The organism is Kitasatospora sp. NPDC101108, assembly GCF_055584725.1.
This window is the reverse complement of record NZ_JBVJLM010000006.1, coordinates 72,661-89,061: the sequence shown is the minus strand read 5'-3', so window position 1 is coordinate 89,061 and position 16,401 is coordinate 72,661. Positions and strand designations below refer to the sequence as shown.

The 16,401-nt window shown below is 74.1% G+C and carries 13 protein-coding genes; 7 read left to right on the top strand and 6 right to left on the bottom strand.

Annotation, left to right across the window (positions count from 1 at the left end; genetic code table 11):
• Nucleotides 1–381 precede the first annotated feature (381 nt).
• Nucleotides 382–651 carry a hypothetical protein gene (locus tag ACZ6Z8_RS15730; protein WP_465610006.1) on the top strand — a complete coding sequence of 90 codons (270 nt, stop codon included), beginning with the start codon at nucleotides 382–384 and terminating at the stop codon, nucleotides 649–651.
• 213 nt (nucleotides 652–864) lie between these two features.
• Nucleotides 865–1,320 carry a YjbQ family protein gene (locus tag ACZ6Z8_RS15725; protein ID WP_465610004.1) on the top strand — a complete coding sequence of 152 codons (456 nt, stop codon included), beginning with the start codon at nucleotides 865–867 and terminating at the stop codon, nucleotides 1,318–1,320.
• 19 nt (nucleotides 1,321–1,339) lie between these two features.
• Here the strand turns inward: ACZ6Z8_RS15725 and ACZ6Z8_RS15720 are convergent, their stop codons facing one another.
• Nucleotides 1,340–1,897, bottom strand: a complete 558-nt coding sequence (locus ACZ6Z8_RS15720; protein ID WP_465610002.1) for a DUF1990 family protein — start codon at nucleotides 1,895–1,897, stop codon at nucleotides 1,340–1,342.
• Between the two features lie 138 nt (nucleotides 1,898–2,035).
• On the opposite strand from ACZ6Z8_RS15720, the gene ACZ6Z8_RS15715 reads away from it, so the two are divergent.
• Complete coding sequence (locus ACZ6Z8_RS15715) at nucleotides 2,036–2,269, top strand: hypothetical protein (protein WP_465610000.1); 234 nt, start codon at nucleotides 2,036–2,038, stop codon at nucleotides 2,267–2,269.
• Between the two features lie 52 nt (nucleotides 2,270–2,321).
• Here the strand turns inward: ACZ6Z8_RS15715 and ACZ6Z8_RS15710 are convergent, their stop codons facing one another.
• A complete protein-coding gene (locus ACZ6Z8_RS15710) occupies nucleotides 2,322–5,366 on the bottom strand; it encodes an AAA family ATPase (RefSeq protein WP_465609998.1) in 3,045 nt (1,014 codons plus the stop codon).
• The gene (locus ACZ6Z8_RS15705; RefSeq protein ID WP_465609996.1) at nucleotides 5,363–6,532 is read right to left on the bottom strand and encodes an exonuclease SbcCD subunit D; all 1,170 of its coding nucleotides are present in this window, start codon (nucleotides 6,530–6,532) and stop codon (nucleotides 5,363–5,365) included. Before ACZ6Z8_RS15705 ends, ACZ6Z8_RS15710 begins: the two co-directional genes overlap by 4 nt.
• Nucleotides 6,533–6,931: 399 nt before the next feature.
• Between ACZ6Z8_RS15705 and ACZ6Z8_RS15700 the strand changes: the two genes are divergently transcribed.
• The 4 genes from ACZ6Z8_RS15700 (at nucleotide 6,932) to ACZ6Z8_RS15685 (ending at nucleotide 11,134) form a co-directional block, all read left to right on the top strand.
• Nucleotides 6,932–8,173 (top strand): hypothetical protein, encoded by a 1,242-nt coding sequence (locus ACZ6Z8_RS15700; protein WP_465609994.1) that lies wholly within the window; start codon nucleotides 6,932–6,934, stop codon nucleotides 8,171–8,173.
• Between the two features lie 190 nt (nucleotides 8,174–8,363).
• Nucleotides 8,364–9,002 carry a hypothetical protein gene (locus tag ACZ6Z8_RS15695; protein ID WP_402815122.1) on the top strand — a complete coding sequence of 213 codons (639 nt, stop codon included), beginning with the start codon at nucleotides 8,364–8,366 and terminating at the stop codon, nucleotides 9,000–9,002.
• A 309-nt stretch (nucleotides 9,003–9,311) separates the two neighbouring features.
• Nucleotides 9,312–10,109 carry an SGNH/GDSL hydrolase family protein gene (locus ACZ6Z8_RS15690; RefSeq protein ID WP_465609992.1) on the top strand — a complete coding sequence of 266 codons (798 nt, stop codon included), beginning with the start codon at nucleotides 9,312–9,314 and terminating at the stop codon, nucleotides 10,107–10,109.
• 227 nt (nucleotides 10,110–10,336) lie between these two features.
• On the top strand, nucleotides 10,337–11,134 hold the full coding sequence (locus tag ACZ6Z8_RS15685) for an SGNH/GDSL hydrolase family protein (protein WP_465609990.1): 798 nt from the start codon (nucleotides 10,337–10,339) through the stop codon (nucleotides 11,132–11,134).
• 132 nt (nucleotides 11,135–11,266) lie between these two features.
• Here ACZ6Z8_RS15685 and ACZ6Z8_RS15680 read toward each other — a convergent pair whose 3' ends face one another.
• From ACZ6Z8_RS15680 to ACZ6Z8_RS15670, 3 genes are all read right to left on the bottom strand, one after another.
• Nucleotides 11,267–12,157 carry a nitroreductase/quinone reductase family protein gene (locus ACZ6Z8_RS15680; RefSeq protein ID WP_465609988.1) on the bottom strand — a complete coding sequence of 297 codons (891 nt, stop codon included), beginning with the start codon at nucleotides 12,155–12,157 and terminating at the stop codon, nucleotides 11,267–11,269.
• A gap of 410 nt (nucleotides 12,158–12,567) precedes the next feature.
• The gene (locus tag ACZ6Z8_RS15675) at nucleotides 12,568–13,743 is read right to left on the bottom strand and encodes a polysaccharide deacetylase family protein (protein WP_465610530.1); all 1,176 of its coding nucleotides are present in this window, start codon (nucleotides 13,741–13,743) and stop codon (nucleotides 12,568–12,570) included.
• A gap of 263 nt (nucleotides 13,744–14,006) precedes the next feature.
• Nucleotides 14,007–15,833, bottom strand: coding sequence for an AMP-dependent synthetase/ligase (locus tag ACZ6Z8_RS15670; RefSeq protein WP_465609986.1), 1,827 nt, complete (start codon nucleotides 15,831–15,833; stop codon nucleotides 14,007–14,009).
• Nucleotides 15,834–16,401 lie beyond the last annotated feature (568 nt).

Below are 16,401 nucleotides of genomic sequence, written 5' to 3'. Positions count from 1 at the left end.
GGCGGGGCTGGGGGGAGGGGCAGCGGAAGGGGCTTGGGAAGGGGCACGCGAGGGGCCGGCGTCGGCGGTGCCACGGGCTTCCCGGCGGTGCCTCCGGAGGCGATTCGTCGACACGGCGGGCGCACCGTGCGCCCGCCGCGGTGCGCCCGGCGCGTGCCGCGGGTCCGGGCGCCGGGCCCGCACTTCCCGGCCCTGATGACGGGCGGCCGGTCGTGCACCATCATTGATGCCTAGTCGTGACCGCCCTGGCGGCCCCTGGTGCATCGTCAGTTGACGTCGCACGGTACGGTGGCACAACACCGAGGACGGTTGCGCGAAGGCCGTGCCTCACGGATAGTCTTCGCCTCACGGCCCTGGCGCCTCGTAGGGGTGGGAAAACTGATGGAACACATGCAAGTGCGGACTCGGCCCCGTGTGCCGGCGGTCCAGTGCGGTGTCGGCGCGACCGGCCACCGGATCGACCGACACCTGGCCGTGCTCGGCGCGCCCGCGCTCTCGGCGGTGGACACCGCCGAGGCGCTCGGGCTGATAAGGGAGCTGACGCCGCGCGGCGCCGACGCCCCGGCGGCGGCCCGCCGTCGCCACACCCGCGTCTCGTTGCTGGCGCCGCTGCGCCGGCTGCGGCGGAGCCTCTTCGGCGGGCGCGGCTAGCACCCGGTCCCGGGGGCGGGGTGTGCCCCGGGCCCGGCGGCCGGTCCCTGAACGACCCGTCGGACCATCCGGTCCGTCGGGTCGTCGGTGTATCCGGAGACCGGGACCGCTGATTTTGGTCTGAACCTCTCACCCTACGCGAGCTCGGCACCCCGGCGCGGGCAGTCGGCGAGGCATTACGCCCGACCCGCTGACCTGGGTGAGGATGGCGCCATGGCGGACAACAACCACTCCACGTCGGCCGGGTCGACCGGCGCCTTCCAGAGCACCACCCTGGAGATCACCACCGGCAACCGCGAGGTCGCGCTCGACATCACCGACCGCTGCGTCGCTTTCCTCAACGAGCGGGCCGCCGGGCGGGACGGACTGCTCAACGTCTTCGTCCCGCACGCCACCGCCGGGATCGCCGTCCTGGAGACCGGCTCGGGCAGTGACGACGACTTCCTCGCCATCCTGCGCGACCTGCTCCCGGCCGACGACCGCTGGCGCCACCGGCACGGCAGCCCCGGACACGGACGGGACCACGTGGTGCCCGGCCTGGTCGCCCCGCACGCGACCCTGCCGGTGCTCGGCGGCCAACTGGCGCTCGGCGTCTGGCAGTCGGTGGTGCTGATCGACACCAACGGGGACAACCCGCGCCGCACCGTCCGGCTGTCCTTCCTCGGCTGAGCGGTGCTGCGGCCGGCGGTCAGCGGTCGGCAGCGACGTGGCCGGCCACGGCGGCGAGGTAGCGCTCGATCGCCAGGTGCTGGCAGAGCAGCGCGACCGGGCGGCCCAGCCGGGCGTACCAGGCGGACAGCCGGGAGAACGCGGCGACCTCGAACCACACCTCGCCCTCGGCGTCCATCGACACCAGGAACGACTCCTCGCCGCACTCCGGATGGCCGGGCAGCGTCCCGTAGGCGAAGCCGATCCGGTCCGGCTCGGCCACCGTCCACACCACCCGGCAGGGGATCACCAGCCGCGGCCACCGGGTGCCCGGCAGGCTCAGCCGCAGCAGGACGGTGGCCCCCTCCCGGGCGGGGCCGCCGGGGTGCACCGCGAACCCGGTCCCCAGCTGACTGCCCCACCCGAGCACGTACCGCCCGGCCCGCTCCAGCACCTCCGGCCCGTGCCCGAGGTGCACCCGCCGCCGCAGGTGCGCGTACCCGCCCGGCAGCCGGCCGTGGCGGGTGGCCCCGACCTCCGGATAAGTGGGCCCGGCGGCCCGGGCGGCTCGCAGTCGCTGTTGAAGATCGCCAACCATGGCGGCCACGGTAGCCGGGGACCGGGAGAGCGCTTCGGGCGGGGGCTGCGGGGGGCGGAAACGGGCGGGGCCCGTACGGTGAACGGCCCGGCCGGGGGCGGCTTGCGGTCGGGTGGGGGCGGGGAGTAGGAAGGCGGGATGAGCGATACCGCGACGAACGACGGCGCTTCGGACGAGGACGCGGCGGTCTGCGAGTTGGCGCCCGCGGACTCGGCGGAGGCGGCGCTGCGCGAGGATCCGGCCGCGACCGGGCCGCGTGCCGACTGCGTGCTGTGCGGCGAACCGACGGTGCTGCCCGCCGATCAGCCGGGCAGCACCCTGTGCCCGACCTGCGCCTGGCAGCAGGCCCAGCGGATCGCCTGTTCGGGCTGAGGCGCCCGGGGCCCCGGGGCGTCCGACAGGACCCGACGGCGTTCTTCCGCCGCTACGCGTCCTCCCGTCCGGCCAGGGCGAGGGTGGAGCCGCGCCGCCCCTTGCGGACCAGCAACTGCGCGGGGATGCGGCTGCGCAGATCGGCGACGTGGCTGACGATGCCGACCGCGCGGTCCCGCTCGCGCAGGCCGTCGAGGACGTCCATCACCTCCTCCAGGGACTGCTCGTCCAGGGTGCCGAAGCCCTCGTCGATGAACAGGGTGTCCAACGGCATCCCGCCCGCCTCGTCGGTGACCACGTCGGCCAGGCCGAGGGCGAGGGACAGCGAGGCGAAGAAGCTCTCGCCGCCGGAGAGCGTCGCGGTGTCCCGCTCGGTGCCCGTCCAGGCGTCGACCACCCGCAGGGCCAGGCCGGAGCGCTTGTTGCCGGTGCCCCGGTCGTCGCTGTGCACCAGGGTGTAGCGGCCCCCGGACATCCGGACCAGCCGGTCGCTGGCCGCCGCCGCGACCTGCTCCAGCCGGGCCGCCAGCACGTACGACTCCAGGCGCATCCGCAGCCGGTTCTCGGTGGAGGTGCCGGCGGCCAGCGCGGCGAGCCGGTTGATCCGCCCGTACCGCTCCAGGGCAGGGGCCAGCTCGGCGGCGAGGTCCCCCAGCTGCCGCCCGATCCCGGCGAGTGCCGCGCAACGCTCCTGGGCCGCCGACCGCGCCGCGTGCGCCCGGCCGAGCCGGTCGGTGGCGGCGGAGAGCGCGGCCGCGGCGGCGGGCAGGTCGACCGGCGGCAGGGCCGCGGCCTCGACCAGTTCGGGCAGCGCCAGCTCGTGCCGGACGGCGGCCGACTCCGCGCGGTGCCGCTCCAGCCGGGCCTCCAGCCGTTCCCGCTCCTCGCGAGGCAGCAGCACCGCGAGCGCCGCCCGGGCGTCCGGGAAGCCGGCAGCGGTGGCGGCCTCGCCGAGTTCCTCCTCCGCCGCGTCGAACCGGGCCCGTGCCTCCGACGCCGTCCGGACGGCCGCGGCGGCCGCGGCGACCGCCTCGGCGAGCCCGGTCAGAGACGCGGCCCGGTCGGCCACCGAGGCGGCCTCGCCCCGGGCGGCCGCGACCCTGGCGCCCAGCTCGCGCTGTTCCTCGTCCAGCTTCGCCAGCCGGTCGGTGAGCACGGCGGCGTGCTCCCTGGCCTCGTTCAGCTCCCTCAGTCGGTGTGCGCGGTCCTCGGACAGCCGGGCGATCTCCTGGCCGACCCGGCCGAGCTCCTCCGCTTCGTGCAGCGCGGTGCGGTGCTCGCGCTCCAGCTCGGCGAGCGACCGTGCGAGCACCTCGGTGCTGTCGGGCCCGGCCGCACCGGCGGCGGCCGCCTCGCGCACCCGCAGCGCGGTCAGCGCCTGGTCGGCCTCGTCCCGGAGCCGCTCGGCGGCGGCCTGGGCCCGGCCGGCCCGTTCCTCGTCCTCGGCGCTCACCCGCTCGCCCTCGGCGGCCTCGGCGGGTGCCGGGTGCTCCGGCGAACCGCAGACCCGGCAGGCCTCGTGCGGGCGCAGCTGTTCGGCCAACTCGGCGGCCATGCCCGCGAGGCGGCGGTCCCGCAGGTCCAGGCTGAACTCTCGGGCGTCCAGTGCGGCGGTGCGCAGCTCGGCGACCTTCGGCTCGGCGGCGGCGATCTGCGCCCGCAGGTCGTCCCGCTCCCGGGCCGCGCTCAGGCGGGCCGTCAACTCGCGGCGCTGGGAATCCAGTTGCTCGACCCGGGCGCTCGCCGTCCGGGCCCGCGTCTGCTGCTCCTCCAAGCGGCCCAGTTCGCCGTCGAACTCGGCCAGCCAGTCCTCGGCCTCCTCGGCCAGATCCTCGGCGCCGCGCCGGTCCCGGGTCAGGGCACGCTGTGCGCGGGCGAGTTCGGCGCAGCGCCGCTCGTCGTCCCGGGCCGTCTCCAGCCGGACCACCTCGGCGCGCAGCCGCAGCTCGGCCGCGGCCAGCTCGGCGGCGTCGGCTCCGGCCCCGGTCGGCAGCTGCCCGTCGCCGTCCGCCCGGGCGACGGCCTCCAGGCACCGCTGCTCCGCCTGGCGCGCCCGGCCGAGCGCCTCGGCCGCGCCGTCCCGCAGGCGCAGTGCCGACTCCACGCCGACCGCCTCCTGCGCGGCAGCCAGGCGCCGGCGGTCCCGGGCCGCGGCCTGCTCGAACCCGGCCAGCCGCTCGGCCTCGGCCAGCGCCTCCCGGTGCCGGCGCTGCCGCCCGGCCAGCTCCTCGGCGGCCTCACGACCGTGCTGGGCCGTCCGCTGCGCCGCCTCGGCACCCGCGAGCGCCGCCTCGGCGACGGCGAGCTGCTCGGCCGCGCCGCTGCGCAGGATCGCCGCCCAGCCGAGCACCCCGGCCGTCAGGTCCGCGTCGCCGTCCTCGGCCGGCACCCAGTCCCCGGGTGGCTCGGCCGCGGGCCCGGCCGCCTGCTCGGCCTTGCTGGCGAGATCGCGCAGCCGGCGCCGGCCGGACTGGACGGCGCTCTCCTGGGCGCGGCGCTGCTCGGCGAGCCAGGACTCGACCAGCCCGTAGCGCTCGGTGTCGAACAGGCGGCGCAGCAGCTTGCCGCGCTCCTCCGAGTCGCCCTTGAGGAAGCGGGCGAAGTCGCCCTGGGGTAGCAGCACCACCTGGCAGAACTGCTCCCGGCTCATGCCGATCAGCCGGTGGATCTCCTCCCCGGCCTCCTGGTGCGACGTGCTGACCGGCCGCCAGCCGGGCGTGCCGTCGCCCGCGTCGGCGGCCCACTCGCGCAGCAGGGTCTGCGGGCGCTCGACGGTGGTGCCGGTGCCGACCTTCTTCGGCCGGCGCTGCTCCGGCAGCCGGGTGATCTGCAGCCGCCGCCCGCCCAGCGTCAGCTCCAGCTCCACCTGGGTCAGCCGCCCCGGGTCGGCGTGGTCGCTGCGCAGCCGGTTGGCCCGGCGGGCGTTCGGCGTCTCGCCGTACAGGGCGAAGCAGACCGCGTCCAGCACGCTGCTCTTGCCCGCGCCCGTCGCACCGCGCAGCAGGAACAGCCCGCCGGCGGCGAGCGCGTCGAAGTCCACCGTCTCGGTGCCCGCGAACGGGCCGAAGGCGGTGACGGTGAGCCTGTGCAGCCTCATCGGGGCAGGTCCGCCTTCCGGTCGGCACCCTCGCGGACGCGCTCGAAGCCCTCGCGCAGCCAGCCGAGCTCGTCCGGCTCCGGCTCGGCACCGGGGCGGACGTGCCGCAGGAAGCCCTCGGCGATCTCCAGGTCGTCCCGGCCGCTGACCCGGGCCGCGTACGACCGGGACGGCTCGGCCCCGCCGTCCTCGGGGTCGAACAGCAGCTGGAGGGTGTGGGGGAAGCGGCGGCGCAGCTTCTCCATCGGCTCGCCGGGACGGGCCGGGTCGGTGAGCGTCACCTGCACCCAGGACTGCTCGTGCTCGGTGTAGCCCTCGTCGGTGAGCAGGGCCTCCAGCGTGCCGCGCAGGGTGGCGAGCGGGCGGGGTTGCGGGCAGTCGACCCGCTCGGCCGCCACCGAGCCGTCGGCGGCGAGGTCGACCAGCCACATGGTCTTGCGCTGGCGGACCTCGGAGAAGGAATAGGCGAGCGGGGATCCGCTGTAGCGCAGGTGCGGGGCAAGGGTCTGGCAGCCGTGCAGGTGGCCGAGCGCGGCGTAGTGCACCCCGTCGAACACCGAGGCGGGTACGGCGGCGACCCCGCCGACCGCGATGTCCCGTTCGCTGTCGCTCGGCGCACCGCCGGTGACGAAGGCGTGCGCCAGCACCACCGCCCTCGTCCCCCCGGGGCGCGTCGCGAGGTCGGCCCGGACCCGGTCCATCGCCGCGCCGAGCACCGCCGCGTGCCCGCCCCTGGCCAGCCCGAACCGCTCGCGCACCAGCGTCGGCTCCAGGTACGGCAGCCCGTACACCGCCACCGGGCCGTGCTCGTCCGCCAGCAGCACCGGCTCGGCGCACTCGCCCGGGTCCGTCCGCAGGTGGATCCCGGCCTGGCCGATCAGTCCGGCGCCGACCCCGAGACGGCGGGCCGAGTCGTGGTTGCCGCTGATGAAGACCGTCGGTACGCCGAGGTCGGCCAGCCGGTGCAGCACGTCGTCGAAGAGTGCGACCGCGTCCAGGCCGGGCAGGGCCCGGTCGTACACGTCCCCGGCGACCAGCACGGCGTCCACGCCCTCGGACCGGACCACCGCCACCAGGTGGTCCAGGAAGGCGCGCTGGGCGTCGTGCAGGCTCTCCCGGTGGAACGAGCGCCCGAGGTGCCAGTCGGAGGTATGCAGCAGTCGCATGGTCCCCGACCCTAACGCCCGCCACTGACACTGACGGACGGCTCAGTGGTCACGGAGGTGCCGGGGTGCCGTGGCTGCCGTCGGTCCGGGGGCGCAGGGGATCGCGGGGGTGGCGGCGGGGTCGGGTCCGCGCCGGGCTCAGCTGACGGTCCGTCGGTCGGGAAGGGCGCATGGTGTTCCTCCGTGGGGGAGGGAGGCAAGGGCGGTTCGGGTGGGCTTGGGGGGCCAAGTTTGCTCCTCGGAGCGGCATCGACTGCCGGTGTTCGATTACTCGGGGTCGATTGTCAGTGGCTCTGTGTATGTTCCGTGGCGTCGGCGGCTCCGGGAGTCGGGGCGGTCGGTGCTGGTTCGTGTTGTTTCGTGCTTCGTCGTGCTGGTCGAGCGAACGGGAGGAAACCCATGGCTGTGCGGGAGTCGGTGTACGAGGTGCTGGGCGTCGTGGTGGTGCGGCGCCGGTCGTTGCGGGAGGCGCGGGCGTTGGCGGCGCCGAGGGCGGTTCGGGGCCCCCGGGCGTGGCTGTCCGGCGGCCGCGGGCCCGGGGCCGGAGTCGGCGGGTTGCCGGTCGGCGGGCCCGGCGGGGCGGCGCCGCCCGGCGGGGGCCGACCGCCGGGCGGACGGGTCGCCGGGGCCGTCGGATCCGGTGGGGCCGGGGCCCGCGGGCGCCGGCGCGGTGGCCGGGCCAGGGGCGCGCCGCCGCAGCCGGTGGCGGTGGCGCTGGCCGTGGAGGCGGCCGACTTCGCCGGGCTGGCGAAGTACGGGCTGTTCGGCGCGCTCGGGCACCAGGAGTACCTGCTGCGGGTGGAGGAGCAGTTGACCGGCCTGTACCAGCAGGGGCTGGAGGTGCACCTGCGCGTGCTGGAGGCGGCTGACTTCGAGGACTACTGCTCGGCGCTCGGGCTCGATCCCCGGGCCCCGGCCGCCCGGGTCGCGTACGCGGGGGATCCGGAGCTGGCCGGGGAGCCCTTCGTCTACGCGGGGGAGCCGCTGGCGGACCTCGTGCCGGTGCTGCTGGACGACCACCGGGCGCGGGTGCGGATGTCCGTGGCCTGCGCGGCGCTGCTGGGCGCGGTGGGCGACGACCCGGCGGGGCAGCGGCGGATGGCGGCGGTGATGCGGTACGTGACCTCCGTCTACCTGGCGCTGGCCGAGGGCGCGGGGGAGGGCTGCCATCTGCTGACGCTGCGCTGCCACGGTCCGGAGGACGGCGAGGAGCTCACCTCCGCGGTGGACGTCTGCGTGGAGCGGGGGCGCCTGCACCCCGCCGGGCGGGACGCGGAGGCGTTCTGCGTCACGCTCGCGGCCGGGGTGGCCTCCGGCGGCGAGGGCGCGCTGCTGCTGCACGGCGATCCGTCCACGACGTCCGGAGACGCGTCGCCCGACGGCTCACCGGGGAGGTCGCCCGACGGGCCCTCGGGCGGACCGCCGGGCGGATCGCCGGGCAGCGCGAGGCCGGGGCCGCGGGTGCGGGGCTGGGCGCTGGCCGGTGGGCGGCTGCGGCCGATGACCGCCCACGAGGTGTTCGACGAGCTGGCCGACGACGCGGCGCGCGGGCTGCCCTTCCCGCCCGGCGTGGTCCCGCAGCCGGGGTTCCCCCTGCCGGGCTTCCCGGAGGCCGGGGGCGGGGGTGGGCCGCTGGGGTGATCAGGGCGTTCGCGGCCTCCGCATCCACCATGCGGCGCTGGGGACTGTTCATCGACCGCCTGTTCGGGGAAGATCGGAGAAGATCAACAGCAGGAGCGCGCGGTACCCCACGCCGCCGCTCCGGCCGCTCCGTTCCGAACCGTGCTCCGCAGGTCCGGCGAGCCAGACAGCGAGAGGGGGGACGTGCGGCATGGGCCGGATCGAGTTCACGGCGGAGATCGCCGAGCTGCTCGGGAAGGTGCGCCGACGTCCCACGGCGGGCTGGCCGTGGCGGCCGGGCGAGCAGGTGCCGGACGGGCTGCCGACCAAGCAGTCCTGGGGGTGGCTCTTCGCCCCGGACGGGCGGGTGCTGACCCTGGTGAACCCCAGGGACGGGATCTGCTCACTGCCCGGCGGCTCGCTGGAGCCGGAGGACGACGGCGACCCCGCGGCCGCGCTGGCCAGGGAGGCGGGCGAGGAGGCCCAGGCCGTGATCGGCCGGCCGTACTACCTCGGCTACCTCTACGACCGGGTGGGTTCGGCGAACGGCGGGCACGAGTGCGCGCGGGTCCGGATGGCGGCGGCGCTGCGGGCGGTCGGGCCGAGCGAGGCCGACCCGGCCTCGGGTCGGCACTACCGGCGGCTGCTGGTCGCGCCCGGGCTCGCGGTCGAGCTGCTGGGCTGGGGTGCGCCCGGGCTGCGCCAGGCCCGGGCGGCGGTCGCCACGGCCGTCCACTGGCTCGGCGTGCCCGCCGCCGCGAACGAGACGATCGAGGAGCTGCCGGTCGAGGGCTGCACGGTCTTCCCCGGCCCCGTGTACCCGGGCGGCGGGCGCGCGCCGGGGCGCTGAACCGCGCCCTCGGAACACCGTCCGGCTCTTCGGCGCAACTTCCCTTCCGCGGCGGGGAGCTGACGCACGGGCGGCCACCCGCCGACCCCCGGCTGACGGTGAGCTGACTTCTCGAAACTTTTTTGTCTACACGCGATGACCGATGCGCGTCGACATACACCCACACCCACCTGCGTGAACTCACGCTCCGTCGGGGCAAGTTCACTTTTCCGCTATCAGACTGACCGTCAATGTCCTTGGCATGAGCGCTTCCCCGCGCGGCTACCGCCTGGTATCCCTTCTGTGACCCGCGTCATACCAGGAGGTTCAATGCTCCGCCCTGCTCGTGCCCTGTCCGTCGCCGCCATGGCGGCCGGTCTCACCATGACGACGCTCTTCACGGCGTCAGCCGCCAACGCGGCCGGCGTCAACTACGTGGCCCTCGGGGACTCCTATTCGGCCGGCGTCGGTGCCGACAGCTACCTGAGCGACAGTGGTAGCTGCAAACGCAGCACCAACGCCTACGCCTATCTGTGGAAGAACGCGCACAAGCCGTCCTCTTTCGCCTTCGTGGCCTGTTCGGGCGCGAGAACCGGGGATGTCCTCAACAGTCAGATCGCCGCGCTGAACAGTTCCACCACGTTGGTCAGCCTGTCGGTCGGCGGCAACGACGCGGGCTTCGCCGACACCATGAAGACCTGCGTGCTGGGCTCCGACAGTGACTGCCTCAACGCCGTCAACGCGGCGAAGAGCTACGCGACCAACACCCTGCCGGGCCAGCTCGACCGGGTGTACTCGGCGATCAAGTCGAAGTCGCCGCGCGCGCACGTCGTGGTGATGGGCTACCCGCACCTCTACAAGGTCGGCGGCGACTGCCTCTTCGGCATCGGTGACACCAAGCGCGCCGCGATCAACGGCGCGGCCGACGCGCTCGACGGCGTGATCGCCAAGCGGGTCGCCAACGCGGGCTTCACCTTCGGTGATGTGCGCAGTGCCTTCGCCGACCACGAGATCTGCGGCGGGCTGGACACCTGGCTGCACAGCACCACCCTGCCGATCGACGAGAGCTATCACCCGAACTCGGCCGGCCAGGCCAGCGGCTACCTCCCGGTCTTCAGCCGCTCCTGAGCGGCTCGGCCATGACGGCCGTCCGTCGTCGGCGGGCCGTCCGCCCGGTCGCCCGCTCGGTCGCCGTGCCCGGTCGCCGTGCCCGGTCGTCTTGTGCGGCCGCGCCGAGGACAGTTCACCCGCCGACCGTCGACTGACCATCCGTCAGTTCCCTTGACGAGCAAGCTTCCCTGTTCGACTACCGCTTGGTATCTCTCTTCGTGACCCGCGTCATACCTGGAGGTGCGATGTTCCGCCCAGCTCGTGCTCTCTCCGTCGCCGCGACAGCGGCCGTCCTCGCCATGACGACGCTCTTCACGGCGTCGTCCGCCAACGCTGCCGGCGTCAACTACGTGGCGCTCGGGGACTCCTACTCGGCCGGCGTCGGTGCCGGCAGCTACCTGAGCGACAGCGGTAGCTGCAAGCGCAGCACCAACGCCTACGCCTACCTGTGGTCGAACGCGAACTCCCCGTCCTCCTTCTCCTTCGTGGCCTGTTCGGGCGCCAGAACCGGTGACGTCCTCAACAGCCAGATCTCCGCGCTGAACAGCTCCACCACGCTGGTCAGCCTGACGATCGGCGGCAACGACGCCGGGTTCTCCAGCACCATGCAGACCTGCGTGTTCGGTTCCGACAGCGACTGCCTCAACGCCGTCAACACCGCCGAGAACTACGCGACCAACACCCTGCCGGGCCAGCTGGACCAGGTGTACTCGGCGATCAAGTCGAAGTCGCCGCACGCCCACGTCGTGGTGATGGGCTACCCGCACCTCTACCAGATCGGCGGCTACTGCCTCTTCGGCATCGGCGACACCAAGCGCGCCGCCATCAACGAGGCCGCCGACACGCTCGACGGCGTCATCTCCAAGGAGGTCGCCAACGCCGGCTTCACCTTCGCCGACGTGCGCGACGTCTTCGCCGGGCACGAGATCTGCGGCGGGCTGGACACCTGGCTGCACAGCACCACCCTGCCGATCGACGAGAGCTACCACCCGAACTCGTCCGGCCAGGCCGACGGCTACCTCCCGGTCTTCAGCCAGTCCTGAGGCCGGGCCCGTCCCGCCCGGGTTGCACCGTCCCGCCGGGCCTCTGACGTGACAGCCGGCGTGACGTTCGGCGTGACATCCGGCGCCGTCTGCCCCTCCCCCGCCGTGGGAGGGGCAGACGGCGCCGCCGTGTCAGGGCCCGGTCGGCGGCCCCGGCCGCACCGGCGGGAAGGGGATCTCGGCGAGCGCCGGCAGCAGCTCCGCCTCCTCGTGGTCGAGGTGCGCCTCCAACTCGGCCGACATCCGGTCCAGTTCGGACCTGAGCCGGTCCGGCTCGGAGATCTCGATTCCGTCGAGCAGCGCCACCAGCTCCTCCTTGATCCGCCCGATCGCCCGGTGCTGCTCTCCGAGTCGCTCCAGCACTCCGGCGAGCTCGGGGTGGCTGCGCGCGAGGGCGGGGAAGATCGCGGCGTTCTCCCCGGTGTGGTGGTGGGTCAACCCCGCGCAGAACGCCAGGCAGTGCTGGCGCAGTTGGAGCCCGAGTCCGGCCGGGCGGCCGGGGGTGTGTGCCTGCGCCTCGGCCCGGACGTGGCGCAGCTGGGCCCGCAACCAGGTGTGCGTCTCCAGCAGCTTGTCGGCCAGGCTGCGCACCTCGCGAGGCAGGCCCGGTGGCGCCTCGGGCCGTTCCAGCACGACCACCGGCAACTCCCGCTCGGTGTGCGCCTGGTAGTCGCCGTACCCGGGTGCCGTACGGACGACGGCCTCGAACAGTCGCTTCCGGCGGTCGCCTTCGGCGGGCACGGCGATCGCGTCGAAGGTCTCGGTGCCGAGTTCGACCCGGACCACCGGATGGGCCAGCAGGTTGCGGTACCACTGCGGGTGCTCCGGGGCCCCGGCCGCCGAGGCGACGACCAGGAGCAGCCCCTCGGATCGGACGAACCCCAGCGGCACGGTGTGGGGTCGACCGGAGCGCACTCCGGTGGTGGTCAGCAACAGCAGGTCGCCGCCCTCGAAGGGGCCGCCGACCCGGCCGCCGTTCGCGCGGAATTCCTCGATGACGTTCAGATTGAAGGACATAAGCATGCGTGTGTGGTGAAGTCTCCTGAGAATTCGGGGGATTCGCGGCCACACGCGGTGCACGCAAACAGTCGGCGGACACCGCGGTGACCGCCTACGTCAGATCAGGGCAGCGGAGAAAGTACTCATCGCGCATCGTCCCCTTGGATATCAGGTGCTGGCTCGGCTGCCGGCCGGCCCACTGCTCTGTGGCCGACGCCGCGCTGCACGCCCTCATTAGAGCTATGACGCGGCCGCTCTGTCAACGAGCAAGATCACGGGCGAACGGGCGGGCGCGACCAGCGGGGCGCGAACGGCCGAGCGTGAACAGCCGAGCGCGAACAGATCACAGATGACAGCTGACAGATTTCATCATCTGAAATCTGTCAGCTGTCATCTGTCATCCGTGAACTGCCGGTCGTCCGCCCGCCGGGCCGTCAGCGCAGGTAGTCCACCAGCCCGGCCGGCTTGAGGCCCGCGGCCTCGGCGGCCGCGAGGGCGCGGGGCAGGTCGGTGGCGAGGGTGTCGGTCCAGTGCATCAGGACCACGTCGCCGGGCTGAAGCCCTCTCGGGTGCCAGATGTTGGAGGCGCCCCAGCTGAAGTCCGCGTCCGCGGTCAGCACCGTGCGGATACCGCAGTTGGCGGCGGCCCGCAGGGTGTCGGCGTTCCAGGCGAAGAACGGCGGGCGGAACACCACGGGCGGGGTGCCGAACAGGCGGGTCATCGCGTCGCGCGCGTCGCAGATCTCCACCTGCTGCTGCTCCAGCGGGAGTTTGCTGAGGTCGGAGTGCGAGACGCTGTGGTCCTGGACGGAGGAGCCGGGCGCGACGGTGACCCGCTTGAAGAACTCCGGGTCGGCGCCGGCCGGCATGGGCAGCGGGAAGGCGGTGATCGGCAGGTGGTGGTCGGCGATGAACCGTTCCGCCTCGGGGGTGCGCTGCCAGCCGTCGTCCACGGTGAAGAAGACGACCTTGTCGGCGGTCGGGACCGAGCCGGCCGCGACCGCCGGGGCGGGGGCCGGGCCGTCCACCCGTACGTCGTCCACCGAGAACGGTCCCTGCTGGTACCAGCCGTGCACGTAGAGCCGGATGCTGTGGGCGTCCGGGCCGGTGGTGAAGCGGGTGGTCAGTTGCTGCCAGCCGCCGGAGGTGGTCTCGGTCCAGGCGGGGGCGGTGTCGTGGCCGGTGCCGGTGGCGCCCAGGTGGACGAAGTCGCCGCGCACCCAGGCCGAGGCGGTGTACGTGGTGTCGGGCTGGACGGCGACGGTCTGCGCGCACTCGCCGGTGGAGTCGGCGTTCGCCGGGGTGACGGTCAGCGCCGAGGTGCCCGAGTGGGCGGCGGTGGCGGTGACGGCCGCCTCGGCCGAGCCGCCCGTGCAGCTCCAGCCGGGGATGCTGCCCCGGTCGGCGAGGTTGGGGGAGGGCAGCTCGAAGCCGGGGTTGGTGGCCAGGTTGACGGTCGGGGCGTCGGAACCGGTCACCCTGCCCGCACCGCCCGTACTGCCCGCACCGCCCGCACCGCCCCGACCTCCCGGGTCGGCGGAGGCCGTCGGAACGGCCAGGGCGGTGAGCAGCGCGGCGGAAGCGGCCAGCGCGGACAGGCGCGTGGACATCGACACGTGAGGACTCCAGCAGGTGGGGGCGCACCCGTGGGGAGGGCGCGAACGGGAATCTGGACCGTGGAACCGGGGCACTCCCGGAGGGGCGGGGAGCGGATGGCGCCGGTGCGCCGCACGCGGACCGAAGAGCAACAATGGACTGGACCAATCGGCCCGTCAAGGGAACGGCAGGTGAACCGGTGCCGCGAACGATCCATCGGTCAACCGGACAAGACAGGGCGTCAGAATCTCGTCGCGGCCACCGTGTTCAAGGGAGGTCAGGAGAGGTAGAGCTCCTCGATGTCCGTCGCGTAGTGCTCCGCGATGGCCGTCCGCCGCAGCTTGAGCGAAGGCGTCAGCAGTCCCTGCTCCAGGCTGAACTCCCTTGGCAGCAGACGGAAGGCGCGGATCGACTCGGCCCGCGAGACGGCGGTGTTCGCCGCCGCCACCGCACGCTGGATCTCGACGTGCAACTGTTCGTCCGTGAGCACCGCCCAGGCGTCCAACTGCTCCCGCCCGTGCGTCTTCAGCCAGTGCGCCAGCGCGGCCGGGTCGAGCGTGATCAGTGCCGCCACGTACGGGCGGTCGTCACCCACCACCAGGCACTGGGAGACCAGCGGATGGGCCTCGACCCGCTCCTCAAGTGCCGCCGGGGCGAGGTTCTTCCCGCTGCTGGTGACGATCAGGTCCTTCTTGCGCCCGGTGATGGTGAGGTAGCCGTCCTCGTCCAGCCGGCCCAGGTCGCCCGTCCCGAACCAGCCCTCGACCAGTGATTCGGCCGTGCACTGCGGGTGATTGAGGTAGCCGCCGAAGACCGAGCCGCCGCGCACCCACACCTCGCCGTCGTCGGCGATCGCCACCGAGGCGCCCGGCACCGGCTGCCCGACGGTGCCCAGCTTCTGCCGCCCGGCCGGGTTGGCGGTGATCGCGGCGGTGGTCTCGGTGAGGCCGTAGCCCTCGTACAACTGCAGTCCGGCGCCGGTGAAGAACAGGCCCAACTCCCGTCGCAGCCCGGAGCCCCCGCACATCACCGTGCGCACCCGGCCGCCGAGCACGGCGCGAAGCCGGGGGTAGACGGTCCGCTCGTAGGCGAGGTGGCGCAGGCGCAGCGCCGCTCCCGGTCCCGGCCCGCGGCCGAAGGACTTCTGCTCGCGGGCGGCGGCCCAGTCGACGGCCACCTGCCTGGCCTGCTCGAAGAGTTCACCGCGCCCGGCCTCCTCGGCAGCGCGCCTGGCCCGCTGGAAGATCTTCTCGAAGACGTACGGGACGGCGTGCAGGAAGCTCGGCCGGAAGCTCGCCAGAGCGGGCAGCAGCGCGTCGGTGGAGACCTCCGGGATGTGGCCGATCCGGAAGCCGCCGCGGACGGCCGCGATCTGCACGGCCCGCCCGTAGACGTGCGCCAGCGGCAGGAACAGCAGGGTGGCGGGCTGGCCGCCGCCGGTGTCGCGGAGCACCTCGCCCCAGCCGGCCAGCAGCGAGTCGGCCTCGGCGGCCAGGTTGGCGTGGGTGATCAGGCAGCCCTTGGGGCGGCCGGTGGTGCCCGAGGTGTACACCACGGTGGCGACGTTGGCGGCGGCGACGCCCAGCCGCTGGCGGTGCACCAGCGCGTCGGGGACGTCCCGGCCGTCCTCGGTGATCGCGGCGACGCAGTCGCGGTCGAGCTGCCAGATCCCGGTCAGGTCGGGCAGGGCGTCGCAGACCGCGCCGACGGTCATCGCGGCGTCCTCGTCCTCGACCAGGCAGGCCACCGCCTGGGTCTCGGCGAGGATCCAGCGCACCTGCTCGGGCGCGGCGGTGGGGTAGACCGGGACGGTGATCGCGCCGATCGACCAGAGCGCGTAGTCGAACAGGGTCCACTCGTAGCGGGTGCGGGACATCAGCGCGACCCGGTCGCCGTAGCGCACGCCGTGGGTCAGCAGGCCCTTGGCGAGGGCGAGGACCTCGTCGCGGAACTCCCGGGCGGTGACGTCCTGCCAGCCCCCGTCGCCGGTCCGCCGGGCCAGTTGGACCAGGTCGGGGGTGCGTTCGGCGGTGTCGTAGAGGGAGTCGGCGAGTCCTCCGGTGGCCTCGGGCCCGGCCGGGGCAGGGGTGGTGAACTCGCGCACGGTCCTCCCCAGTTCGCGTCTCGCGGCGCAGTCCGCCGATCCCGGCGCACGGGCACCGGGGCGGCGGCGCCCGGTCGTGCGGGTGGAGCGAAACTATCGGATCGGCCTGTCACTGCCCAGGGTTGTGACGGTGGCGCGACGAGATCGGCACCGGTCCGTGGGAATGGTGTCGCAACTGCGGAGGAACCGGGAAGGGCCGCCGGGGGCGCCGCGGCCCGCCGGTCCACGGAGCGCCGACCGGACGCGGACTGAGCGGCGAGGGAGCCCCGAGGGAGCACCGAGGGAGGCCCGAGAGAGCGCCGAGGGAGCCCCGAGGGAGCCCCGAGAGAGCCCCGAAGGATTGGCGAAGGAGTGCCGCGGGAGCGCCGGTGGCGCGCGAGTGGTGCGCCGGTGGTACCGGCCGGACCCCGACCGGCTTCTGACGTGTCCTGGGCAAGGTGAAGAAGCGGAATGGTTCGACCCTCGAACGTGTGGTCAGGGCGTAGTAGAGTCTCGCAGACCTGTGGCCGGGAGGCTTCCCCAGCTTCCCTCCCAGGCCTCCCCAGTGTCCCGCCGAACCCGACCTCCC

Bases quoted from the DNA above. Each gene is read 5' to 3' on its own strand.
- ACZ6Z8_RS15730 (WP_465610006.1), top strand. From the start codon at position 382: ATGGAACACATGCAAGTGCGGACTCGGCCCCGTGTGCCGGCGGTCCAG.
- ACZ6Z8_RS15725 (WP_465610004.1), top strand. From the start codon at position 865: ATGGCGGACAACAACCACTCCACGTCGGCCGGGTCGACCGGCGCCTTC.
- ACZ6Z8_RS15720 (WP_465610002.1), bottom strand. From the start codon at position 1,897: ATGGTTGGCGATCTTCAACAGCGACTGCGAGCCGCCCGGGCCGCCGGG.
- ACZ6Z8_RS15715 (WP_465610000.1), top strand. From the start codon at position 2,036: ATGAGCGATACCGCGACGAACGACGGCGCTTCGGACGAGGACGCGGCG.
- ACZ6Z8_RS15710 (WP_465609998.1), bottom strand. From the start codon at position 5,366: ATGAGGCTGCACAGGCTCACCGTCACCGCCTTCGGCCCGTTCGCGGGC.
- ACZ6Z8_RS15705 (WP_465609996.1), bottom strand. From the start codon at position 6,532: ATGCGACTGCTGCATACCTCCGACTGGCACCTCGGGCGCTCGTTCCAC.
- ACZ6Z8_RS15700 (WP_465609994.1), top strand. From the start codon at position 6,932: ATGGCTGTGCGGGAGTCGGTGTACGAGGTGCTGGGCGTCGTGGTGGTG.
- ACZ6Z8_RS15695 (WP_402815122.1), top strand. From the start codon at position 8,364: ATGGGCCGGATCGAGTTCACGGCGGAGATCGCCGAGCTGCTCGGGAAG.
- ACZ6Z8_RS15690 (WP_465609992.1), top strand. From the start codon at position 9,312: ATGCTCCGCCCTGCTCGTGCCCTGTCCGTCGCCGCCATGGCGGCCGGT.
- ACZ6Z8_RS15685 (WP_465609990.1), top strand. From the start codon at position 10,337: ATGTTCCGCCCAGCTCGTGCTCTCTCCGTCGCCGCGACAGCGGCCGTC.
- ACZ6Z8_RS15680 (WP_465609988.1), bottom strand. From the start codon at position 12,157: ATGCTTATGTCCTTCAATCTGAACGTCATCGAGGAATTCCGCGCGAAC.
- ACZ6Z8_RS15675 (WP_465610530.1), bottom strand. From the start codon at position 13,743: ATGTCCACGCGCCTGTCCGCGCTGGCCGCTTCCGCCGCGCTGCTCACC.